The 20,783-nt window shown below is 67.7% G+C and carries 21 protein-coding genes; 10 read left to right on the top strand and 11 right to left on the bottom strand.

The window, feature by feature from the left end:
- The first annotated feature begins 64 nt into the window (after positions 1-64).
- The gene (locus tag C454_RS07615; RefSeq protein ID WP_004974198.1) at positions 65-715 is read left to right on the top strand and encodes an HAD family hydrolase; all 651 of its coding nucleotides are present in this window, start codon (positions 65-67) and stop codon (positions 713-715) included.
- A 49-nt stretch (positions 716-764) separates the two neighbouring features.
- On the opposite strand, the gene C454_RS07610 is transcribed toward C454_RS07615, so the two are convergent.
- The gene (locus C454_RS07610) at positions 765-3,104 is read right to left on the bottom strand and encodes a DEAD/DEAH box helicase (RefSeq protein ID WP_004974197.1); all 2,340 of its coding nucleotides are present in this window, start codon (positions 3,102-3,104) and stop codon (positions 765-767) included.
- Positions 3,105-3,734: 630 nt separating this feature from the next.
- Here C454_RS07610 and lipA point away from each other — a divergent pair.
- The 5 genes from lipA (at position 3,735) to lpdA (ending at position 10,049) form a co-directional block, all read left to right on the top strand.
- Entirely contained in the window at positions 3,735-4,670 is a 936-nt protein-coding gene (lipA, locus tag C454_RS07605) for a lipoyl synthase (protein ID WP_049905034.1), read from the top strand.
- A gap of 296 nt (positions 4,671-4,966) precedes the next feature.
- Positions 4,967-6,073, top strand: a complete 1,107-nt coding sequence (gene pdhA / locus C454_RS07600; RefSeq protein ID WP_004974193.1) for a pyruvate dehydrogenase (acetyl-transferring) E1 component subunit alpha — start codon at positions 4,967-4,969, stop codon at positions 6,071-6,073.
- Positions 6,070-7,053, top strand: a complete 984-nt coding sequence (locus C454_RS07595) for an alpha-ketoacid dehydrogenase subunit beta (RefSeq protein WP_004974191.1) — start codon at positions 6,070-6,072, stop codon at positions 7,051-7,053. The genes pdhA and C454_RS07595 overlap by 4 nt, the downstream gene beginning before the upstream one ends.
- A gap of 3 nt (positions 7,054-7,056) precedes the next feature.
- Positions 7,057-8,622, top strand: coding sequence for a 2-oxo acid dehydrogenase subunit E2 (locus tag C454_RS07590; RefSeq protein WP_004974187.1), 1,566 nt, complete (start codon positions 7,057-7,059; stop codon positions 8,620-8,622).
- Positions 8,622-10,049 (top strand): dihydrolipoyl dehydrogenase, encoded by a 1,428-nt coding sequence (gene lpdA / locus C454_RS07585; RefSeq protein WP_004974186.1) that lies wholly within the window; start codon positions 8,622-8,624, stop codon positions 10,047-10,049. Before C454_RS07590 ends, lpdA begins: the two co-directional genes overlap by 1 nt.
- Before the next feature lie 27 nt (positions 10,050-10,076).
- Here lpdA and C454_RS07580 read toward each other — a convergent pair whose 3' ends face one another.
- Together C454_RS07580 and serB are read right to left on the bottom strand one after the other, a co-directional pair.
- Positions 10,077-10,268, bottom strand: a complete 192-nt coding sequence (locus tag C454_RS07580) for a hypothetical protein (RefSeq protein ID WP_004974182.1) — start codon at positions 10,266-10,268, stop codon at positions 10,077-10,079.
- Between the two features lie 51 nt (positions 10,269-10,319).
- On the bottom strand, positions 10,320-10,967 hold the full coding sequence (gene serB, locus C454_RS07575) for a phosphoserine phosphatase SerB (RefSeq protein ID WP_004968687.1): 648 nt from the start codon (positions 10,965-10,967) through the stop codon (positions 10,320-10,322).
- Between the two features lie 144 nt (positions 10,968-11,111).
- Here serB and C454_RS07570 point away from each other — a divergent pair, with 144 nt between their 5' ends.
- Complete coding sequence (locus tag C454_RS07570) at positions 11,112-11,549, top strand: hypothetical protein (protein WP_004974180.1); 438 nt, start codon at positions 11,112-11,114, stop codon at positions 11,547-11,549.
- Positions 11,550-11,579: 30 nt separating this feature from the next.
- Here the strand turns inward: C454_RS07570 and C454_RS07565 are convergent, their stop codons facing one another.
- Positions 11,580-12,245, bottom strand: a complete 666-nt coding sequence (locus C454_RS07565; RefSeq protein WP_004974177.1) for a DUF7504 family protein — start codon at positions 12,243-12,245, stop codon at positions 11,580-11,582.
- 139 nt (positions 12,246-12,384) lie between these two features.
- On the opposite strand from C454_RS07565, the gene serA reads away from it, so the two are divergent.
- Positions 12,385-13,962, top strand: a complete 1,578-nt coding sequence (gene serA, locus C454_RS07560) for a phosphoglycerate dehydrogenase (protein ID WP_004974170.1) — start codon at positions 12,385-12,387, stop codon at positions 13,960-13,962.
- Positions 13,963-14,001: 39 nt separating this feature from the next.
- Here serA and C454_RS07555 read toward each other — a convergent pair whose 3' ends face one another.
- The 6 genes from C454_RS07555 to C454_RS07530 all read right to left on the bottom strand — a co-directional run bounded on the left by C454_RS07555 (position 14,002) and on the right by C454_RS07530 (position 17,758).
- The gene (locus C454_RS07555) at positions 14,002-14,502 is read right to left on the bottom strand and encodes a hypothetical protein (protein WP_004974167.1); all 501 of its coding nucleotides are present in this window, start codon (positions 14,500-14,502) and stop codon (positions 14,002-14,004) included.
- Positions 14,503-14,637: 135 nt separating this feature from the next.
- On the bottom strand, positions 14,638-15,897 hold the full coding sequence (gene thrC / locus C454_RS07550) for a threonine synthase (RefSeq protein ID WP_004974165.1): 1,260 nt from the start codon (positions 15,895-15,897) through the stop codon (positions 14,638-14,640).
- Between the two features lie 96 nt (positions 15,898-15,993).
- On the bottom strand, positions 15,994-16,365 hold the full coding sequence (locus C454_RS07545; RefSeq protein WP_004044838.1) for a helix-turn-helix domain-containing protein: 372 nt from the start codon (positions 16,363-16,365) through the stop codon (positions 15,994-15,996).
- 78 nt (positions 16,366-16,443) lie between these two features.
- Positions 16,444-16,683, bottom strand: coding sequence for a hypothetical protein (locus C454_RS07540; RefSeq protein WP_004974161.1), 240 nt, complete (start codon positions 16,681-16,683; stop codon positions 16,444-16,446).
- 99 nt (positions 16,684-16,782) lie between these two features.
- Complete coding sequence (locus tag C454_RS07535; RefSeq protein WP_004974159.1) at positions 16,783-17,475, bottom strand: DUF5828 family protein; 693 nt, start codon at positions 17,473-17,475, stop codon at positions 16,783-16,785.
- Positions 17,476-17,548: 73 nt separating this feature from the next.
- On the bottom strand, positions 17,549-17,758 hold the full coding sequence (locus tag C454_RS07530) for a hypothetical protein (protein ID WP_004974158.1): 210 nt from the start codon (positions 17,756-17,758) through the stop codon (positions 17,549-17,551).
- A gap of 88 nt (positions 17,759-17,846) precedes the next feature.
- Between C454_RS07530 and C454_RS07525 the strand changes: the two genes are divergently transcribed.
- Together C454_RS07525 and C454_RS07520 are read left to right on the top strand one after the other, a co-directional pair.
- Positions 17,847-18,227, top strand: a complete 381-nt coding sequence (locus C454_RS07525) for a cupin domain-containing protein (RefSeq protein ID WP_004974156.1) — start codon at positions 17,847-17,849, stop codon at positions 18,225-18,227.
- Complete coding sequence (locus C454_RS07520) at positions 18,224-18,877, top strand: hypothetical protein (RefSeq protein WP_004974155.1); 654 nt, start codon at positions 18,224-18,226, stop codon at positions 18,875-18,877. Before C454_RS07525 ends, C454_RS07520 begins: the two co-directional genes overlap by 4 nt.
- A gap of 31 nt (positions 18,878-18,908) precedes the next feature.
- Here the strand turns inward: C454_RS07520 and C454_RS07515 are convergent, their stop codons facing one another.
- A complete protein-coding gene (locus tag C454_RS07515; RefSeq protein WP_004974150.1) occupies positions 18,909-20,726 on the bottom strand; it encodes a carbon starvation CstA family protein in 1,818 nt (605 codons plus the stop codon).
- Between the last annotated feature and the right edge of the window lie 57 nt (positions 20,727-20,783).

Raw genomic sequence — 20,783 nt, 5'->3', positions numbered from 1 at the left:
ACGGGGGTTCATCAGCCATGCCGCGGCACGAAGCTCTTTGGTCGGTCGCGGCCGAGGGCGAACCATGGACGCGAACGTCGTGCTGTTCGACATGGACGGAGTGTTGGTCGATTCCGAACAGTACTGGCACGCCTTCGAGGACGAGTGGGTGTTCGCCGACGCCATCGAGTCCGGCGACCCCGACCACGAGGAGATAACGGGGATGAACTTCCGCGAGATATACGACTACCTCGACGCGGAGTACGGGACGACCGTCACGAAAGACGAGTTCGTCGCGGCGTACCACGAGAACTCAGAGGGCGTCTACGGCGAGCACGTCGTCCTGATGGACGGCGCGGAGGAACTGTTTTCGGACCTCCGCGCGGCGGGCAAGAAGGTCGCCATCGTCTCGTCGGCCCCGCAGGCCTGGATTTCGACCGTCCGCGAGCGGTTCGACCTCGACCCGCTCGACCTCGTGCTCTCGGCCGACGACATCGACAGACCGGGGAAGCCCGAACCGCACATCTACGAGCACGCCGCCGCCGAGTTCGGCGTCGCCCCCGAGGAGTGCGTCGTCATCGAGGACTCGATAAACGGCATCGAGGCCGCCGTGCGGTCCGGCGCGTACACCATCGCCTACCGCGGCGAACAGAACGCCGACCTCGACCTCTCGCGGGCGGACGAAATCGTGAACGGACCGGCGGAGTTGCGGGCGGCGTTGCTCGGCGAGGAGTAGGCAAAATCGACCAAAACCGACCGAAGGGCGGCTGACCCCGCGTTTTCTTCTATTCGACTCGGACCGTCCGCGACTCCCGAATCGGGAGCAGCGGCAGGTCGGGGAACGTGACCTCCACGACGAACTCCAGTTCGTCGTCCGTCGCGCCGAAGACGCCGACGGGGACCGTCACCTCGTCCGAGAGGTAGCACGTCTTCGCCGACATCTCCACGTCGTTGACGGTGACGCGGATGCCGACCGAGCCGCCGCCGCCGTCGTTCCGCACGCGGATGTCGTGCATGTCGCTCTCGCCGCGAGCGACCGACTCGGGGAAATCACCCCAGTCGATGTCGGGCGCGGGGAGGTCTCTCGCGCTCTTGATGACGCGCTCGGCGACGCCCTGCGAGAGGCCCGCGCGGGTGAGTTCCTTCACGCCGGCGTCGACCACGTCGGCCGGGGTGGAGAGCCCGCCGGTGGCGAGCTTTCGCGCGCGACCGGGACCGATGCCGTCGACGGCCGTGAGCGCCGCGGCGTCGCTGCTGACGCCGTTGTCGACGCGGGCCTCGACGCGCTTTGCGAGGTTGGCGGCGCGGGCGTCCGCGAAGGTGTCGAGGAACTCGCGGAGCGCGGAGAGGAGTCGGAGCGCGTTCTGCTTGATGACCCACGCGTCGCTCCGGAGCTCGCTCGGCGTCGAGTTCGCCATGCTGGCGTGGAGGATGGCGAGCACCTTCTTCGGGCCGTCTTCGAGCGTGGTCGAGACGCCTGTCAACACCGAGTCGACGGCGTCGACCTCGGACTGACGCGCCGACACCTGCCGGAAGTCGGCCGCGCCCGCGACGGTTTCGAGGATGTCGTCGGCGGTGATGCGGTCGCGCTCGGCGAGGTCGGCGAAACGGGAGGCGGTCCCGAGGCGGAGGTAGTACTTCGAGGTGAGTCGCCCGAGCGGTGTCGCGTCGATAGAGAGGTCGTCGTCCATCTCGACGAAGCCGCGGGAGACGAGGCGGTCGAGCACGTCGCGGACGCGCTCGCGGAGGTCCTCGAAGTCGTAGGCCGCCGGGTTCGACTGCGCCCGGCGGTAGTAGAACGTCGTCTCCAGCCACGACAGCACGTCGTCGAGGTCGCGGATGGTGCCCATGGCGATTTCGGCGTTGAGGTGCGAGTCGAGGTCCTCGGCGAGGCGCGACTCGATTTCCTTGCCCTCGCGGAGCAGGCGGCGGTACTTGTTCTGGTCCGAGCGGTCGCAGACGACCCACCCGTAGCCCACGTCGTCGTAGCCGGGGCGGCCCGCGCGGCCGAGCATCTGGAGGATGTCGAGCGGCGAGATGTCCACCTCGCCTTCGAGTGGGTCGTGGTGTTTCGTGTCGCGGATGACGACGCAGCGGGCGGGGAGGTTCACGCCCCACGCGAGCGTGGAGGTCGAAAACAGGAGCTGAATCTTCCCCTCCTTGAACCATTCTTCGACCGCCTCGCGGTCGTCGCGGGAGAGGCCGGCGTGGTGGAAGCCGACGCCGTCTAAGACGCCCTTGGCGAGCGAGTCGTTGCTCAGTTCCTTCGCCTCGTTGTGGAAGTCGTAGTCGCCGCGCGCGCCGATCGGCACGTCGCGCTTGGCGAGTTCGTCGCGGGCCTTGGCGGCCGCGCGGACGGCGTCCTGCCGCGAGGAGACGAAGACGAGCGACTGGCCGCCGTCGCGGATGTGGGGCTCCGCGAGGTCGAACGCCCGGTACAGGCGGCGGTACTTGTCGGCGAAGGAGTTCTCGCCGTGGGTGTAGGTTTTGACGCCCGCGTGGAGGTCGACGGGGCGGTAGTCGTCGCCGAACTCGAAGGTCGTCTCGTCCGGCGCGTCGAGCCACGCCGCCACGTCGTCGATGTTGGGCATGGTCGCGGACAGCGCGACGATGCGGGGGTCGCAGATGCGTCGCATCCGCGAGACGGTGACTTCGAGGACGCCGCCGCGAGTCTCGGAGTCCAGCAGGTGGACCTCGTCGATGACGACGCAGTCCACGTCCTCGATGAAGGAGTAGCGCGCCGAGTCGTGTTTCCGGGTCGCGGAGTCGGTCTTCTCGGGCGTCATCACGAGGATGTCGGCGCGGGCGGCCCGCCGCGGGTTCAGGTCGCGCTCGCCGGTGACGACGTACACCGAGTAGCCGAGGTCCTCGAAGCGCTCCCACTCGGTCTCCTTCTCGGTGGTGAGCGCGCGGAGCGGCGCGATGAAAAGCGCCGTCCCCTCGTCGCGGAGGGTCCGACAGATGGCGAGTTCGGCGAGCGCCGTCTTCCCGCTGGCGGTGGGCGCGGAGGCGACGACGTTGTGGTCGGTGTCGAGGATGGCGGGCAGCGCCTCGCGCTGCATCCGGTTGAACTCCTCGAACCCGAAGGCGTCTGCGAACTCGGGGACCGCCTCGGCGACTTTCACTGGGCGCACCTCCGGGTGCGCGCTGGCGTCGGGGACGAGACGAAGACGAGCGTCATACACGAAGCCGAGTCGTCCGTGGGGAAAGGCGTTTCTCCATCCGGCGCGGTGGCTCGCGGGTATCGAACGGGCGGAAAACGGAGGGGCTGAGGTTGGTGGCGCGTTCCGGCGGAACGCGGTGTGGTGTGGTAGAGTGGGGGGCGGAGTCGAGGACCGAAGTGCCGAGCGCTTACGCGGCGCCGGCGAGCGCGGCGATGAACGACCAGTTCGTCCCCGCGGTGGCCTCGTGCTTCTTCGATTCGGCCTTCGTCATGTTGCGGCGGTGTTTCCAGTTCATACTCGATAGAAGTCTTTACTCGAATATAAGTTTTTCAGTTAGATGATACATCTAGCACGGTCGTACATGCTGTTTGATGGAAAGTTGTGATGTATTCGGCCTGAACGTTTTGTTTCTCGCGATAGTAGTGTTCGTTTGAACGATTCTGAACAAGGCGTGGTAGCACGGGACGTGCATGCGATGGCTAACGTCGCGGGGACGCGGTTTCGGTTGACTCGGCGGGAGATTCCATCGGCGACCCGACAGACGGCGGACCAATCCTCACGTTTTTGCCCGTCGCCTCGCAAGAACTGCCTATGCGCACGCGGCGGAAGCCAGACTGGTTGAAGATGCGACCGCCATCGGGCCGGCGTTTCACCGATATCAAATCGACGCTCCGGGACCGGAACCTCAACACCGTCTGCGAGGAGGCGAACTGCCCGAACCTCGGAGAGTGTTGGAGCGGCCGCGACGGCCCCGGGACGGCCACGTTCATGCTCATGGGCGACCGGTGCTCGCGCGGGTGTAACTTCTGCGACGTGACGACCGGCGGGATGGAGCCGCTCGACCCCGAGGAGCCGGCGAACGTCGCCGACGCGGTGGCCGAAATCGGCCTCGACTACGTCGTGTTGACCTCCGTGGACCGCGACGACCTGCCGGACCAGGGCGCGGCCCACTTCGCCGAGACCATCCGCGAAATCAAGCGCCGCGACCCCGAGGTGCTCGTCGAGGTGCTGATTCCCGACTTCCAGGGCGAACCCGAGCACGTCCGGAAGATAATCGACGCCGGGCCCGACGTCATCGCCCACAACATCGAGACCGTCGAGCGCCTCCAGTGGCCGATTCGGGACCGCCGCGCCGGCTACGAGCAGTCGCTCTCGGTGCTCCAGCAGGTGACGGACGAGTCCGACATCCACACGAAGACCTCGGTCATGCTCGGCCTCGGCGAGCACGCCCACGAGGTCTACCAGACGCTCTCCGACCTCCGCGAGGCCGACGTGGACATCGTCACCTTCGGTCAGTACCTCCAACCCTCTCGGAGCCACCTCGACGTGTTCGAGTACGTCCACCCCGACGCCTTCGAGACGTGGCGGCGCGTCGCGGAAGACGAACTGGGCTTCCTCTACTGCGCGTCCGGCCCGATGGTCCGGTCGTCGTACAAGGCCGGCGAACTGTTCGTGGACGCGCTCCTCCGCGAGGGGTCGAGCGTGGAGGAGGCGCGGCAGGCCGCGCGCGCGGCCGCCGGACAGTAAGTTCCGCCGCCATCCCACCCCGCTCCGCGCGACTCGACCGACCGGGTCCGACCCCGTTCCCGCCCCGAAACGGTCCTGCAATGCTGTCGATATTTCCGATTATTTCTCGGTGATGTGTGGGTTCACACTAATGAACGTCAGGAAGAATCGTTTAGAAGCGAAAATGTCCAATTTTACCTCGCGTGAGTTTACATAGCACGACGCGAGCCGCAATATTCCGAGCCAAAGTAAATTATATACGAAAACAATATAACGCCGGCGGGTGTCGATTTTGCCATGAACAGGAGGGTTCTCCCGTGAGCGTGCTTCAGCGCGACCCGCAGGACCAGGTACGAGTGCTCGACGAGGACGGGACCGTCGTCGGCGAGGTTCCCGACATCGACGACGAGACGCTCGTCGAGATGTACCGGTACATGCGTCTCGCCCGACACTTCGACACGCGGGCGGTGAGTCTCCAGCGGCAGGGGCGGATGGGGACGTATCCACCGCTGTCGGGACAGGAAGGCGCACAGATCGGCAGCGCAATCGCGCTCGACGAACAGGACTGGATGGTCCCGAGCTATCGCGAACACGGCGCGTCGCTGCTCCGGGGCCTCCCGCTGAAACAGACGCTTCTGTACTGGATGGGCCACGAGAAGGGCAACGAGATGCCCGAGGGCGTGAACATCTTTCCGCCCGCGGTCCCCATCGCCTCGCAGATTCCCCACGCGACCGGCGCGGCGTGGGCGAAGAAGCTCCGCGGCGAGGACGACACGGCCGTCATCTGTTACTTCGGCGACGGCGCGACCTCCGAGGGCGACTTCCACGAGGGCCTGAACTTCGCGGGCGTCTTCGACACCCCGAACGTCTTCTTCTGTAACAACAACCAGTGGGCCATCTCGGTGCCGCGGGAGCGACAGACCGCCTCCGAGACGCTGGCGCAGAAGGCGACCGCCTACGGCATCGACGGCGTGCAGGTCGACGGGATGGACCCGCTCGCGGTCTACTCGGTGACGAAGGCGGCGCTCGACAAGGCGAAGAACCCCGCCGAGGGCGAGGGCCGGCCGACGCTCATCGAGGCGGTCCAGTACCGCTTCGGCGCGCACACGACCGCCGACGACCCGACCGTCTACCGCGACGACGAGGAAGTCGAGAAGTGGAAGGCGAAAGACCCCATCCCGCGGCTGGAGTCGTTCCTCCGCGAGACGGGCCGCATCGACGACGAGGGCGTCGAGGCCATCGAGGCGGACGTGAAACAGCGGGTCGCCGACGCCATCGAGGCGGCCGAGTCCGACCCGCGTCCGGACCCGAGCGAGATGTTCAACCACGCATACGCCGAGCGAACCCCGGAGATTCAAGCGCAGTACGAGGAGTTCGAGGCGCTCCGCGAGAAGTTCGGCGACGAAGGATTCCTCAGAGAATGAGCAGTCAGAACCTCACCATCGTGCAGGCGGTACGGGACGGTCTCTACACCGAGATGAACCTCGACGACGAGGTGCTCGTCATGGGCGAAGACGTCGGCAAGAACGGCGGCGTCTTCCGGGCCACGGAGGGCCTCTGGGACGAGTTCGGCGACGACCGCGTCATCGACACGCCGCTTGCCGAATCGGGCATCGTCGGCACGGCCGTCGGCATGGCCGCGATGGGGCTGAAGCCGGTCCCCGAGATTCAGTTCTCCGGCTTCATGTACCCCGGCTTCGACCAAATCGTGAGCCACATGTCGCGGTTCCGCAACCGCACCCGCGGCCGATACACCCTCCCCATGGTGCTCCGCGCGCCCTACGGCGGCGGCATCCGCGCCCCCGAGTCGCACTCGGAGTCCAAGGAGATGTTCTACGCGCACGAGGCCGGCCTGAAGGTCGTCATCCCCTCGACGCCGTACGACACGAAGGGACTGCTCATCTCCGCCATCCGCGACCCCGACCCGGTCATCTTCATGGAACCGAAGCTCATCTACCGGGCGTTCCGCGGCGAGGTCCCCGAAGAGGAGTACACGGTCCCCATCGGCGAGGCCGCCGTCCGCCGCGAGGGAACGGACGTGTCCGTGTTCACTTTCGGCGCGATGACGCGCCCGACGCTCGAAGCCGTCGAGAACCTCGAAGCGGAGGGCATCGACGCCGAGGTCGTGGACATCCGCACCATCTCGCCGCTCGACCGCGAGACCATCGTGGAGTCGTTCAAGAAGACCGGCCGCGCGGTGGTCGTCCACGAGGCCCCGAAGAACGGCGGTCTCGGGGCCGAAATCACGGCGACGATTCAGGAGGAGGCGCTGCTCTACCAGGAAGCGCCGGTCAAGCGCGTCGCGGGCTACGACGTGCCGTACCCGCTGTACGCGTTGGAGGACTACTACCTCCCCTCGGTCGCCCGCGTCGAAGAAGGTATTCGTGAGGCGGTGAACTTCTGAACGATGGCGCTCAAGGAATTCAAACTCCCCGACGTCGGCGAAGGCGTCGCGGAAGGCGAACTCGTAACGTGGCACGTCGCGCCGGGCGACGAGGTGACAGAAGACCAGGTGCTCGCGGAGGTCGAGACGGACAAGGCGCTCGTCGACGTGCCCTCGCCGTTCAACGGGACGGTTGAGGAACTCCTCGCCGAGGAGGGCGAGGTCGTCCCCGTCGGCAACGTCATCATCACCATCCGGGTGGGTGGCGACGACGAGGAGGCCGCCGAGACAGCCGACGCGGACGCCGAGGAGACGGCCGAGAGCGACGACGCGCAGGCGTCGGACGACACCGGCGACGCCGACGACGACGCTGGTTCCGGCGGACGCGTGTTCGCCCCCCCGAGCGTCCGACGGCTCGCCCGCGAACTCGGCGTCAGTCTCGACTCCGTCGACGGCAGCGGCCCGAGCGGCCGCGTGACCGAAGGCGACGTTCGCGCCGCCGCGGAAGACGACGGCGACGACGACGACCCCAGCGGCCCGCGGACCGTCCAGAGCAACGGGAAGTCCGCGACCGCGAAGCGCGACGAGGGGGCGTCGGGCGCGTCCGCGTCGGCCGAGAGCGCCGACCGAGAACAGACGCTCGCCGCGCCCGCGACCCGCGCGCTGGCCAAGGAGGAGGGTGTTGACCTCAACGCCGTCCCCGCGACCGAGATGCGCGACGGCGAGGCGTTCGTCTCGCCCGAGGCCGTCCAAGAGTACGCGCAGGCCCAGCGCGAGGCGCAGGCCGCGGACGCCGAAGCGGTGTCCGCCGAGGCCGACGCCGGAACCGCGACCGCCGAGGCGACGAGCGAGTCGGAAGCGGCCGAGCGCGCCGAAGCCGAAACCGGCCCCGGTGCCGGCGAGCGCGTCCCCTACAAGGGCGTCCGCAAGGCCATCGGCGACCAGATGCAGCGCTCGAAGTACACCGCGCCGCACGTCACCCACCACGACGAGGTGGACGTGACGGAGCTCGTCGAACTGCGCGAACGGCTCAAGCCGGTCGCCGAGGAGCGCGGCTCGCGGCTGACCTACATGCCGTTCGTGATGAAGGCCGTCATCGCGGCGCTGAAGGACTTCCCGTACCTCAACTCGCAGCTCGACGAGGAGAACGAGGAAATCGTCCTGCGCGACGAGTACAACATCGGCGTCGCGGCCGCGACCGACGCCGGCCTGCTCGTCCCCGTCGTCCACGACGCGGACCGCAAGGGCATGCTCGAACTCGCCGACGAGATGAACGAGAAGGTCGAGAAGGCCCGAAACCGCAAGATTTCGCCCGGCGAGATGCGCGGCGGCACCTTCACCATCACCAACATCGGCGGCATCGGCGGCGAGTACGCGACGCCCATCGTCAACTACCCCGAGGTGGCGATTCTCGCGCTCGGAGCCATCAAAGACAAGCCGCGGGTCGTCGACGGTGAGGTCGTGCCGCGAAAAGTCCTCACCCTCTCGCTGTCGTTCGACCACCGCATCGTCGACGGCGCGCAGGGCGCTCGCTTCACGAACCGCGTGAAGGAACTGCTCGAAGACCCCAAGCTGTTGGTGTTAGAATAATGGTCGTCGGAGACATCGCGACCGGAACCGACCTGCTCGTCATCGGCGCGGGGCCGGGCGGCTACGTCGCCGCCATCCGCGCCGCACAGAATGGAATCGACACGACGCTCGTCGAGAAGGACGCCTACGGGGGCACCTGCCTCAACTACGGCTGTATCCCCTCGAAGGCGCTCATCACGGGCGCGAACCTCGCCCACGAGGCGGGCCACGCCGAGGAGATGGGCATCCACGCCGACCCCGTCGTCGACATGTCGCAGCTGCGCGACTGGAAGAGCGGCGTCGTGGACCAACTGACCGGCGGCGTCGAGAAGCTCTGTAAGGCCAACGGCGTCAACCTCGTCGAGGGCACCGCCCGGTTCAAAGACGAGAACGCCGTCCGCATCGCCCACGGCGGCGAGGGACAGGGCTCGGAGACCATCGAGTTCGAGCACTGCATCATCGCCACCGGCTCGCGCGTCATCCAGATACCCGGCTTCGACTTCGGCGACGAGCCGGTGTGGTCGTCGCGCGACGCCCTCGAAGCCGACACCGTCCCGGAGCGGCTGGTCGTCGTCGGCGGCGGCTACATCGGGATGGAGCTGTCCACGACGTTCGCCAAGCTCGGCGCGGACGTGACCGTCGTGGAGATGCTCGACGACATCCTGCCGGGCTACGAGTCCGACGTGGCCCGCGTCGTCCGCAAGCGCGCCGAGGACCTCGGCATCGACATGCACTTCGGCGAGGGAGCAAGCGGCTGGCGCGAGGAGGACGATGGCATCATGGTGACCACCGAGACCGAAGACGGCGAGGAAAACGAGTACCGCGCCGACAAGGTGCTCGTCGCCGTCGGGCGCTCGCCCGTCACCGACACGATGGACATCGAGAGCGCCGGTCTCGAAGCCGACGACCGCGGCTTCCTCTCGGTCGACGACCGCCGCCGAACCGACGTGGAGCACATCTACGCCGTCGGCGACGTGGTCGAGGACACGCCGATGCTCGCGCACGTCGCCTCGAAAGAGGGCATCGTCGCCGCCGAACACATCGCCGGCGAGCCGGTCGCCTTCGACAGCCAGGCCGTCCCCGCGGCGGTGTTCACCGACCCCGAAATCGGCACGGTCGGCATGACCGAGGCCGACGCCGAGGAGGCCGGCTTTTCGCCTGCCGTCGGCCAGATGCCCTTCCGGGCGTCCGGCCGCGCGCTGACGACGAACCACGCCGACGGCTTCGTCCGCATCGTCGCCGACGAGGAGTCCGGCTTCGTCCTCGGGGCGCAAATCGTCGGCCCCGAGGCCTCGGAGCTAATCGCCGAACTGGCGTTCGCCATCGAGATGGGCGCGACGCTCGAAGACGTGGCGTCGACCATCCACACCCACCCGACGCTCGCGGAAGCGGTCATGGAGGCCGCCGAGAACGCGCTCGGGCAGGCGATTCACACGCTGAATCGGTAAGCGCCGCAGAACCGGACCGGTCTTTTTTCACCCGTCGTCGAACCACCACAGCGCCAGCATCGTCCCCACGACTGCCACGGCCGCGGGAATCGACTCGTCGACGCCGAGTGTGCGGACGTCGAAGAGGACGACGCCCTCGAACAGGGCGGCGAGCGCGAGGGCCACGAAGACGAAGCCCGCCACCCAGATTTCGGGCGTGTTGACGTCGCTGATTGGCATGCGCGGTGCTACGGGCCGAAATATGATAAGTGTTAGCAGACCACAATCAGACTACTCGTCGGCGTCGAGAATCCCGTGGCTCTCGAAGAGCTTTCCGAGTCGGTCCATGGAGGCGACGACGGCGTCGCAGGCCGGTCGGACCGCGTCCTTGGGGACGAAGCCGACCGAGAGGCCGGCGACTTCGAGCATCGGGAGGTCGTTCGCGCCGTCGCCGACCGCGACCGTTCGGTCCATCGGGACGTCGTGTTCGGCCGCGTGGTTCTCCAGCGCCGTGTCCTTCGTGCCCTCGATGAGCGACCCCTCGACGTCGCCGGTGAGTCGGCCGCCCTTCACGGGCAGGCGGTTCGAGACGATGTCGTCGACCTCGACGCCCTCCTTTTCCAGCGCGCGCTCGACGCCGCGTTCGAACCCGCCGGTGAAGATGGCGACGTGGTGGCCGTAGTCGCGGAGGCGCCGGATGAGGTCGGCCGCGCCGGGGCGGAGTTCGACCTCGCCGTAGGCCTCCTCGGCGAGTTCCTCTTCGAGGCCTTCGAGGAGGCGGGCGCGCGACCGGAGGCTCTCCGCGTAGCTCATCTCGTCGTTCATGGCTCGCTCGGTGATGTCGGCCATCTCGTCGGCCGTGCCGTTCTTCTTGCCGAGGAGAACCGTCATCTCGGAGTCCGAGAGCGTGCCGTCGAAGTCGAAGGCGATGATGCGCATATCTGCCCGTCGTCGCCGCGGGGTTTCAAAGCTTCCGCGTCGGCAGTTATCGGGCGAGGGAGACAGCGACCGAGTCGGCCGCCGGAGGAAAGCAGCGTCGCGCCGCGCACAGCTATTTACCGGTCGTCTCCATGACAAGCACGTATGGACGACCTCCACGACGCCGAACACGAGAGGCTCAGCGACGTCGAAGCCGACCTCGCCGACGACTTCGGCGAGGAAGGCGACACCCCGCTCCGACGGTTCGTCCGGGGCCTGCGCGACCTCGACGAGGCCGACGTGCGCGCGGTCGGGCAGTACGACGGCGAGTCGTTCGAGTTGCTCTACCTCCGGGACGACATCGAAGCGGCGCTCGAACCGGACGCGCGCACCGAGCGCGTGAAGACGCTCGTGCTGAAGGCGCTCGGCGAACCCGTCAACGAACCCGAACTCGACGGCTACGGCGATTTGAACGCCGTCATCAGGTGGTTCGACGAGGTCGTCGTCGCCATCTACCCGCACGACGAGTGGTCGGGGGCCATCGCGACGTTCGACCGGGCGAACTCGCCGCTGGTCGACCTCGCGTCGAAGCACCTGTCGTGAGAACGTTCGCGGGGCGACCGCGGCGACCGCTCAAACTCGGAGCGGCGTCCACGACCGCGGGCCGTCGTCGAGGCCGCGGACCCGGAACTCCGGGTCGCCGTCGGTGTCGCGCGTCTCGACGAACCCGTCGAACGGCTGCTTGAGGAGCGCGAGTTCGCGCTCGTCGACGAAGCCGGTGTCGAGCGTGAAGACGCCCGAAAAGCCCGCCGCCGAGATGCGACCCGTGATGACGTGAAGGAACTGGAACAGCCGCTTGAGGTCGACGTACATCACGAGCGTCGAGAGGACGTGCAGGCCGACGCGGGCCGCCCGACTCGCCTCGTAGTGCTGTCGGAGCGACTCCGTCAGGTGGATGCCGATGCCGGTCAGGTCGCCGGGGCTGGAGACGTACCGGAGGTTCTCCGCGTCGGCGCGGTCGCCGAGGAGGTCGGCGACGCTCGTCGTGTCGATGACCTCGAACTGCTCCGGGGGCGAGCCGCTGATGTGCGACAGTTCCTGTGCGATGCTCGGGGCGGGCTTCTTGGTCGTCACGACGACCGTCCCCACGTCGTCGCGCTCGCCGGGCGCGAGCATCGAGAGCATGAGCCGTCGCTTCCGCGTCATCGTCGGGCCGGCGATGAGCACGGACCCGGTGTCCGGAAGCGACACCTCGGGCGGTTGCGTCGCCGGCGAACCGTTCTCGGGACGGAAGACCATCTACAGAATCTATCGGACTCGCCAAGATAATACTAGTGGGCGAGAACGTCGGACGACCCGAACCGTGCGAGACAGTCTCAATGTCACGATATCGGCCGTTGTGACAACCCTTAACCCGCACGGGTCTGACCCTACGCGCATGAAGGTACTCGTCACGGACCCGATCGCCGACGCGGGTCTGGACCGGTTACGCGAGGCCGGTTACGAGGTAGAGACCGCGTACGATGTCGAAGGTGACGCGCTGCTCGAAGCCGTCTCCGACGCGAACGGGCTCATCGTCCGCTCCGGAACGCAGGTGACCGCCGAGGTGTTCGAGGCGGCACCCGACCTCGTCATCGTCGGACGCGCCGGCATCGGCGTCGACAACATCGACATCGACGCCGCGACCCAACACGGCGTCATCGTCGCCAACGCGCCCGAGGGGAACGTCCGCGCCGCCGCCGAACACACGGTGGCGATGGGCTTCGCCGCCGCGCGCTCGATTCCGCAGGCCCACGCCCGCCTGAAAGACGGCGAGTGGGCCAAGTCCGACTACCTCGGCAACGAGGTCAACGGCAAGACCCTCGGCGTCGTCGGCCTCGGCCGCGTCGGCCAAGAGGTCGCAAAGAAGTTCTCGTCGCTCGGGATGGACATCGTCGCCTACGACCCCTACATCGGCGAGGAGCGCGCCGACCAGCTCGGTGCCGAACTCGTCGAGTTCGACGCCTGTCTCTCCCGCGCCGACTTCCTCACCGTCCACACGCCGCTGACCCCCGAGACGGAGGGGCTCATCTCCACCGACGAACTCGAAACGATGGGCAGCGGCTACCTCGTCAACTGCGCCCGCGGCGGCGTCGTCGACGAGGCCGCCCTCGCCGAGGCCGTCGACGCCGGCGTCATCGACGGGGCCGCGGTCGACGTGTTCGCCGACGAGCCGGTCTCGCCCGACAACCCGCTTCTCTCCGTCGACGACGTGGTCGTCACGCCGCACCTCGGCGCGTCCACCTCGGCCGCACAGGAGAACGTCGCCGTCTCGACGGCCGACCAAATCGTCGCCGCGTTCCGCGACGAGCCCGTCATCAACGCGCTCAACGCGCCCTCGGTCGACGAGAGCGCCTTCCCGCGCATCCAGCCGTACATCGGCCTCGCCGAGACCGCCGGTAAAATCGCCGCCCAACTGCTCGACGGCCGCCTCAACGAAGTCGAGGTCACCTACACCGGCGACATCGCCGCAGAGGACGTCGAACTCGTCACGGCGTCCGCGCTGAAGGGCGTCTTCGCGCCGCTCGAATGGCAGGTCAACGCCGTCAACGCCCCGCAGGTCGCGAAGGAACGCGGTATCGAGGTCGTCGAGTCGAAGTCCCGCCAGTCGGACGACTTCCAGAGCCTCGTGACCGTCACCGTCCGCAACGGCGACGAGGAGATGACCGTCTCCGGGACGCTGTTCACCGGCGAGGACCCGCGCATCGTCCGCATCAACGGCTACCGTCTCGACGCCATCCCGCACGGCCAGATGCTCGTCGCCCGCAACTACGACAAGCCGGGCGTCATCGGCTTCATCGGAACCGTCCTCGGCGAGAACGACGTGAACATCGCCGGGATGTTCAACGCCCGCCGCGCGAAGGCCGGCGGCGAGGCGCTGACCGTCTACAACCTCGACGACGACGTGCCGGACAGCGTCCGCGAGAAGCTCCTCGCCGACGACCGCATCATCGACGTGGACCTCATCACGCTCTGAAGCGGTCGAACCGCACCTCTTTCTGAAAGAAAAGCCGGACTACCGTCGGCCGAACGCCGACGCGACCCGGTCGACCACGCGGTCGGCGACCGCTCGGACCGCGGCGACCGCGTTCGATTCTCCCCCCGAGCGACGGGACCGCTCGTTCCGCCGACCCGAGCGGCCGTGCGTCCGCTGCCGACCGCGACTCCGGCTCTCGGCTAACAGTCGTTCGTAGCGGTCGATTATCTCCTGTCGGTCCGCGTCGGCACTGTCGAGACGGGCGTTGAGTCGGGCGTTGGCGCGACGGAGCGCCTCGTTCTCGCGTTGGAGGGCGTCTCGACCGCGAGCGTCGCCCGCGGGTGACTGGCGGTGACCGCGGGGTGGAGCGGACGTGGACGCGGGTGACGACGCGCGTGCGGGTGAAGACGCGGACGAGGCCGCGGGTGCGGACGAGGCCGCGGCGGTGGACGACCCTCGCTCGGGCTCGTCCGGCGGGTACGTTCTCGACCCGGCCCCGTCCCGACTGACGGTTCCGGTCGGCATACTGCTGAGCGACATCGTGTGCCACGACGTACCACAGAATGAAAAGGATGCGTCAGACGCGCACCCGACGCGCGTCATCGTCCGCGGTCAGACGGCTCCGCCCGCCGATATTCGCGACCGCCGGCGACGGTCGGACCGGACCGGTCGCGCCTACTCGGCGAGGTGTTCGAGGACCGCTTCGGTGTCGTTCGGGACGGGTTCGGGGTCGTCGCCCGCCTCGAACGCCGCGTCGGGGTCCTTCAGCAGGTGGCCCGTCGTGAGACAGACGACCTGTTCGTCCTCGGAGACGACGCCCTCGGCGCGGAGTTTGCGGAGGCCGGCGACGGAGGCGGCGGAGGCGGGTTCGACGCCGACGCCCTCACCCGCGAGGTCGCGCTGCGCCTCGGTGATTTCCTCGTCGGAGACGGCGACGGCCGTGCCGTCCGTCTCGCGGATGCCGGGGAGCGCCTTCGGCGCGTTGACCGGGTTGCCGATGCGGATGGCGGTCGCGCGCGTCTCGACCTCGTCCCAGCGGCGGGTCTCGTCCCAGCCGTTCTCGATAGCCTCGACCATCGGGGCCGCGCCCTCGGCCTGCACGCCGGTCAGTTTCGGCACGTCGTCGACGTCGAGCGCGCCCGACTGGACGAGTTCGCGGAACGCCTTGTAGAGCGCGGAGGTGTTGCCCGCGTTGCCGACGGGGAGGACGATGCGGTCCGGGTAGGTACCGTAGTCCTCGTGGAACTCCTCTAAGATTTCGAGGCCGATGGTCTTCTGGCCCTCCAGGCGGAAGGGGTTCAGGGAGTTGAGGAGGTACGCCTCGCCGCGGGCGGCGAGGTCCTGTACGATGTCCAGACAGGAATCGAAGTTGCCGTCGACTTCGAGGATGCGCGCGTCGTGGAGCGACGCCTGGGCGATTTTCCCGGCGGCGACCTTGCCGGCGGGGAGGAGCACGAGCGTCTCCATCCCGCCGCGCGCGCCGTAGGCGGCGAGCGCGGCCGAGGTGTTGCCGGTCGAGGCGCAGGCGAGGCGGCCGACGCCGAGTTCCTTCGCCACGCGGACGCCGACGGTCATGCCGCGGTCCTTGAACGAGCCGGTGGGGTTCATCCCCTCGTGTTTGACGCGGAGGGTCTCGACGCCGACGTCGGCTTCGAGGCGGGGTACTTCGTGCAGGGGCGTCGCGCCCTCGGGGAGCGAGACGCCCTCCTCGAAGGGGAGCGCGGCGTTGTAGCGCCAGACGCCGCGGCCCTCGAAGTCGTCCCACGTCGGCGGGGACGCGTAGCGCACTTCGAGGAGGCCGTCGCAGTCGTCGCAGGTGTACCGAACGTCCTCGAACGGCGCGAACTGCGCGCCGCACGCGATACATTCGAGCCAGGTGCCGTCGTCGGCGACGGATGGCTCCTCGGGGGCGGGTGCCGTGAGTTCGAGGCTCATTGCTCGGGCGGTGGCACCAGAGGGACAAAAGCGGGCGGGTTTGGGCGGCACCTGCCGGGCGACGACCTCGTCGGGAACGCGGTCGGTCGGGGAGGGTTACGACTCGCCGAAGGCGTCGATGCGGGCGTGCACGTCTTCGGCCCACTCGTCGAGCGCGGCGTGCATCATCTCCTTGGCCTCGGGGAGCGGGGTCGCCGTGTACTGGTAGACGTAGCCGCCGGGGTCGAGCAGGCGGCGCTTGCGCTCGGTGAGTCCCTTGTCGAGGAGCGTCGTCAGCGAGCGGTTGACGTTGCTCCGGTCGCGGTCGAGCACCTCCGCGAGTTCGGCGACGGTGCTGCCGGGGTTGTCGAGTAGTGCGAGGTACGTCCGGCTCTCGTGGCTCTGGATGCCGAAGACGCACGCGAGGACCTGTCCGAAGTTCGGGTCCTCGGTCTCCATCAGTTCGCCCATGTCCGGTGCGTCGGCCATGCACACCTGTTCGCCGTGCGCCGGATTAAACCCTCACCTACAGGCGAGCGAGCGGTCGTCCCGGACGGGACGCCGCGGCTACTCCGATTTCGCGTAGCCCATCTTCAGCACGCAGTCCCGCATGCCGTCTTCGTCGTCGTGTTTGTGGAGCGTCGTCGGCGTGTCGCAGTAAAAGACCGTCCCGTCGTGTCGGAGCGTCACCTCGTGGATACCGCCGAGCATCTCCGCTTGGACGACGACGCGGCGGCCCTCGCGGAGCGCGTCGAGGATTTCGTCTGCGGTCAGTTCGCCGGACTCGACTCGAAGCGGCTCGGGCATACCGGAGGGTCGCGGGCGAACGGTATCAGTATTGTCGATGACGGCGGACGCCGACGACGGCGACCGCGCTCGACGAGTCGAAGCAGCGCGGGACGTGCGTCAGTTCGTCGTGGACTTGGACCGCTGTTCGTCGTCCGTCACCGGCACCTCCACGCCCTCGACGACCTCCGCGACCTCGGTCTCTTTCGGCGTGTCGATGTGCCAGCGGTCGATTTCGTCCTCGAAGTCCCGCAGCGTCTCCGACACCATCGACTTCAGTTCGTCGTCGTTGACGTTCACCTCGAAGACGAACCGCTCGTCGCCGGTGCCGCGACCGACCTGCTGGATGTTCGCGCTCACGAGTTCGTTGTCGAAGTAGTACGGTGCCAACTGGGTCATCACGTTGCGGTAGACCGTGTCCTCGACCTTCCGCAGCGCCTTCCGGCCGGCGGAGTCCGCCGCGCGGGCGACGTAGTTGATGGAGTCCTGCCACGACTCGACGGCCCCCTCGTTGTCGCCCTCCTCGACGCGCTCGTAGGACCGAGAGAGCTTCTCGCCCGCCGTCTTGAGGTCGTCGTTGGGCGTCTTGCCCGCCTTCTCGCCCTCGCCCTCGCCGACGCTGGCCTGCTGGGCCGTCTTCTCGTTGACGTCCTCGCCGAGGCGCTCGTGGGACTTCGGTCGCCACTCGTCCCAGTCGTCGAAGGCGGCGCCGTCGACGTCGGCGTCGCGGAGCGCTCGGGTGATTCGCTCCCCGTGTTCGACGACCTCGTCCCAGGTGCCGCGGCGCTTGAACCCGGAGATGCTCTCTTCCATTGTCGTTGACGGGTGTACGTGCCAGACGGTATAAACTCTACGAGGGGACAGGTTCGCACACCCATGGGAACGCCTAGCGGTCGCGGTAGACGAACCGCTCGGCGGCCGCGTCGAGGCGGGCCGACACCCGACCGAGCCACGCCGCCGGCGACGCGAGTCGGAGCGCCGACTCGTCGAGTTCGATTCGGTCGTCGCCGAGCGGGTCGCGGTCCTCGCTCGCGGTGGCGTCCACGACGGTGGTCATCGAACACCGACCGCAGGCCTCGCGGGACGAGTCTGCCATGCGCCGCGGTTCGGAACCTTCACGAATAAATCTTGGTTTTCGGACGGGTCGCGACGGGCTTATACGGTCGAACGTGTTGCTCCGTCTCATGGGATATCGCGTCGTGGACGCAACCGCCGTCGAACCCGCCGACGACCGCCCGTGCGAACTCCGCCGCATCGGCGGCGAGGGCGGCTTGGAGACCGTCGCGCTCAACCGCTTCCGGGCCGCCCCCGGCGAGCAGGTGCCGCTTTCGTACCACTACCACACCGAACAGGAAGAGGCGTTCTACGTCCTCTCGGGCACGCTGTTCGTCGAGACGCCCGACGAGACGTTCGAAGTCGGCGCTGACGGCCTGTTCGTCGCCGACCCCGAGAGCCCCCACCGGGCGTACAACCCCGAAGAAGCCGACGAGCCGGTCGAACTGCTCGCGCTCGGCTCGCCGGCCGTGTCGGGCGACGCGGTGGTCTACGACCCCGACGAGGAATGAAGCGCGCCGAGCCCGAGGACGCCGAGGGAGCCGGAACGTCGGGGGAGTCGACCGAGGCTAACGCGTCGGCTCCGGGTCCGGCCCTCGACCGCCCCGAGTGGGACGACGAGTACCTCGACCGGGTCGCCGAACGGCTCATGTACAACTACGACTTGGAGCGGGAGTACGCCGTCCGCGGCGAGCGGTTCGACCTGTTCGGCTCGATGCGCATGGAGAGCCAAAAGCAGTTCCTCCATCAGTCTATCAACTACGCCAACCACCACGCGATGGAGTACATGTTCGCGCGGCGGGTCGAGTCGGCGACGGTCGCCGAACTCGAACGGCTCGTCGAACTGGGCCACGCGCTCGCCGACGAGTGGATAGAGCCCGACGAGGAACACTACGGGACGGACTTCACCTTCGTGGTCGTCGCCGACGCGGTGTCGGACGAGGTCCGGTCGTTCGTTTCCGACTTCGCGGACCGGACGCTCCTGAAGTTCGGCTACTACGGCCACTACGAGGTGAACCTCGCCGTCGTCGCGCCGACCGACGAGGACGCCGTCGCCAGCCGGAACGCCGACTCGGTCGCCGCGTTCACGCTCTGGAGCGACGGCTCGCCGGCCGTCTCCGGCGGACTGTTAGGTCGGCTCCTCGGGAAGCTTCGTCGATAAGAGAAAACGGAGCGGTCGCGCGGCCGGCGCGTCAGTCGTCGCTCGGCTGCGGACGACCGCCGCCACCGCCGCCCGAACTCCGGGCGTCTTTGATGTTGTCGTAGCCGATTTTCGCCAGCGACAGCGCGAGGTAGACGAGCACCAGCGCGAGGACGATTTGGACGGCCGCCGACACCATCGCGAAGGTGCCCGCCGAGGCCATCCACTCGGCGTTCAGGAACTTCGCGTAGAGGTTGTCGTGGAACGCGAGCCAGAGCAGACCCAGCGACGTGATCGTCGTCATGAGGGCCATCGGTAGCCCCGTGCTGAGGAGCTGCTTGGAGTCGTCCCAGTTAGCCAGCCAGACGGTCGCGGTCAGGAGCGCCAGCGCGGCGAGCAACTGGTTCGCGCCGCCGAACAGCTGCCAGAGCGTCAGCCACGAGCCGCTCGTGATGAGGATGTACGCCGGCAGCGACTGCACGAACGCGTTGCCGTAGCGGTTGGTCGCGAACTCCTCGACCGGCGTCTCGGGCGTCCCGACGATTTCCTCCATCATGTAGCGACCGAGACGCACGGCCGTGTCGGTCGACGTGAGCAGGAAGCTCACGAGCACGAGGGCCATGAACGGCCCGCCGAAGGAAGTCGGGATGCCGAAGCTCGACAGGATGACGCCGCCGCCCGCGGCGAACGTCGGCAGCGCGAGGCCGATGCCGCCGCCCACGTCGGGCGCGATGATGGCGACCGTCGCCAGCGCGACGGTGGCGAGGAGTCCCTCGCCGAGCATGCCGCCGTAGCCGATGACGCGCGCGTCGGACTCCTTGTTCAGCTGCTTCGAGGTCGTGCCCGACGAGACGAGCGAGTGGAACCCGCTGATGGTCCCGCAGGCGATAGTGATGAACAGGAGCGGGAACAGCGGCGCGCCGGAGCGGCCGATGAACCCGTAGTACGGTTCGAGGTTCGTCACGAGCGGCTGAGTCGGGTTCGTGAAGAACGTGCCCACGACGATGGCGACGAGCGCGCCGCCGACGCCCGCGTACAGCAGGAACGACGAGAGGTAGTCGCGCGGTTGCAGGAGCACCCAGACCGGGAGGGCGCTGGCGACCGCCCCGTAGACGAGGATGAGCGGCACCCACGCCGCGGTGTTCCCGTTGAACGAACTCGCACCGGGGAGCCACGCGCCGGAACCGGAGAACAGGACGAACGTCTCGGCGGGCGCGCGGGCCGCGGGTTCGAACAGCGCAATCGGGTACTGAATCCCCGCGTAGACGCCGACGAACATCGCCACGACGAAGGCGAACGTCCCCAGCAGGAACGGGAGGTTCAGTTGGTAGAGGTAGATGCCGAACAGCACCGCGAGGACGATGTACACCAGACTCGCCGTGGCGGCCTCCGGATAGGCGTTGAACACGATGGCCACCACGAGGGCGAACACCGCGACGACGAGGACGATGGTGAGAAACGCGAACCACAACAGCATGTTCTTGCCGCGCTCGCCGACGTACTCGCCGATGATGTAGCCGATGGACTTCCCGTCGTGTCGCAGACTGCTCGACAGCGACACGAAGTCGTGAACGCTCCCGAGAAGCGGGTTGCCGATGGCGATCCACGCGAGCGCGGGGACCCAGCCCCACACCACGCCCGCCGTAATCGGACCGACAATCGGCGCGCCGCCTGCGATGCTCGAATAGTGATGCCCCAGTAACACCGGCTTTTTCGCCGGAACGTATTCTTGACCGTCTTCGTACTTGTGCGCTGGCGTCTCACGACTGTCGTCGAGTTCGACGAACTGCGCGAGATATCGGGAGTAACCGAGATACCCGACGGTAAACAACGCGAGTACCGTGACGACCAACCAAATGACTTGTACCATGGTACGCTGCCCCACTCGGTGACACGAAAATGCTCACCTTAACGTTAACGATAGATA

This window comes from Haloferax gibbonsii ATCC 33959, assembly GCF_000336775.1.
Classification (GTDB): domain Archaea; phylum Halobacteriota; class Halobacteria; order Halobacteriales; family Haloferacaceae; genus Haloferax; species Haloferax gibbonsii.
The sequence above is the reverse complement of the archived record's forward strand: the minus strand, read 5'-3'. Positions and strand labels throughout refer to the sequence as shown.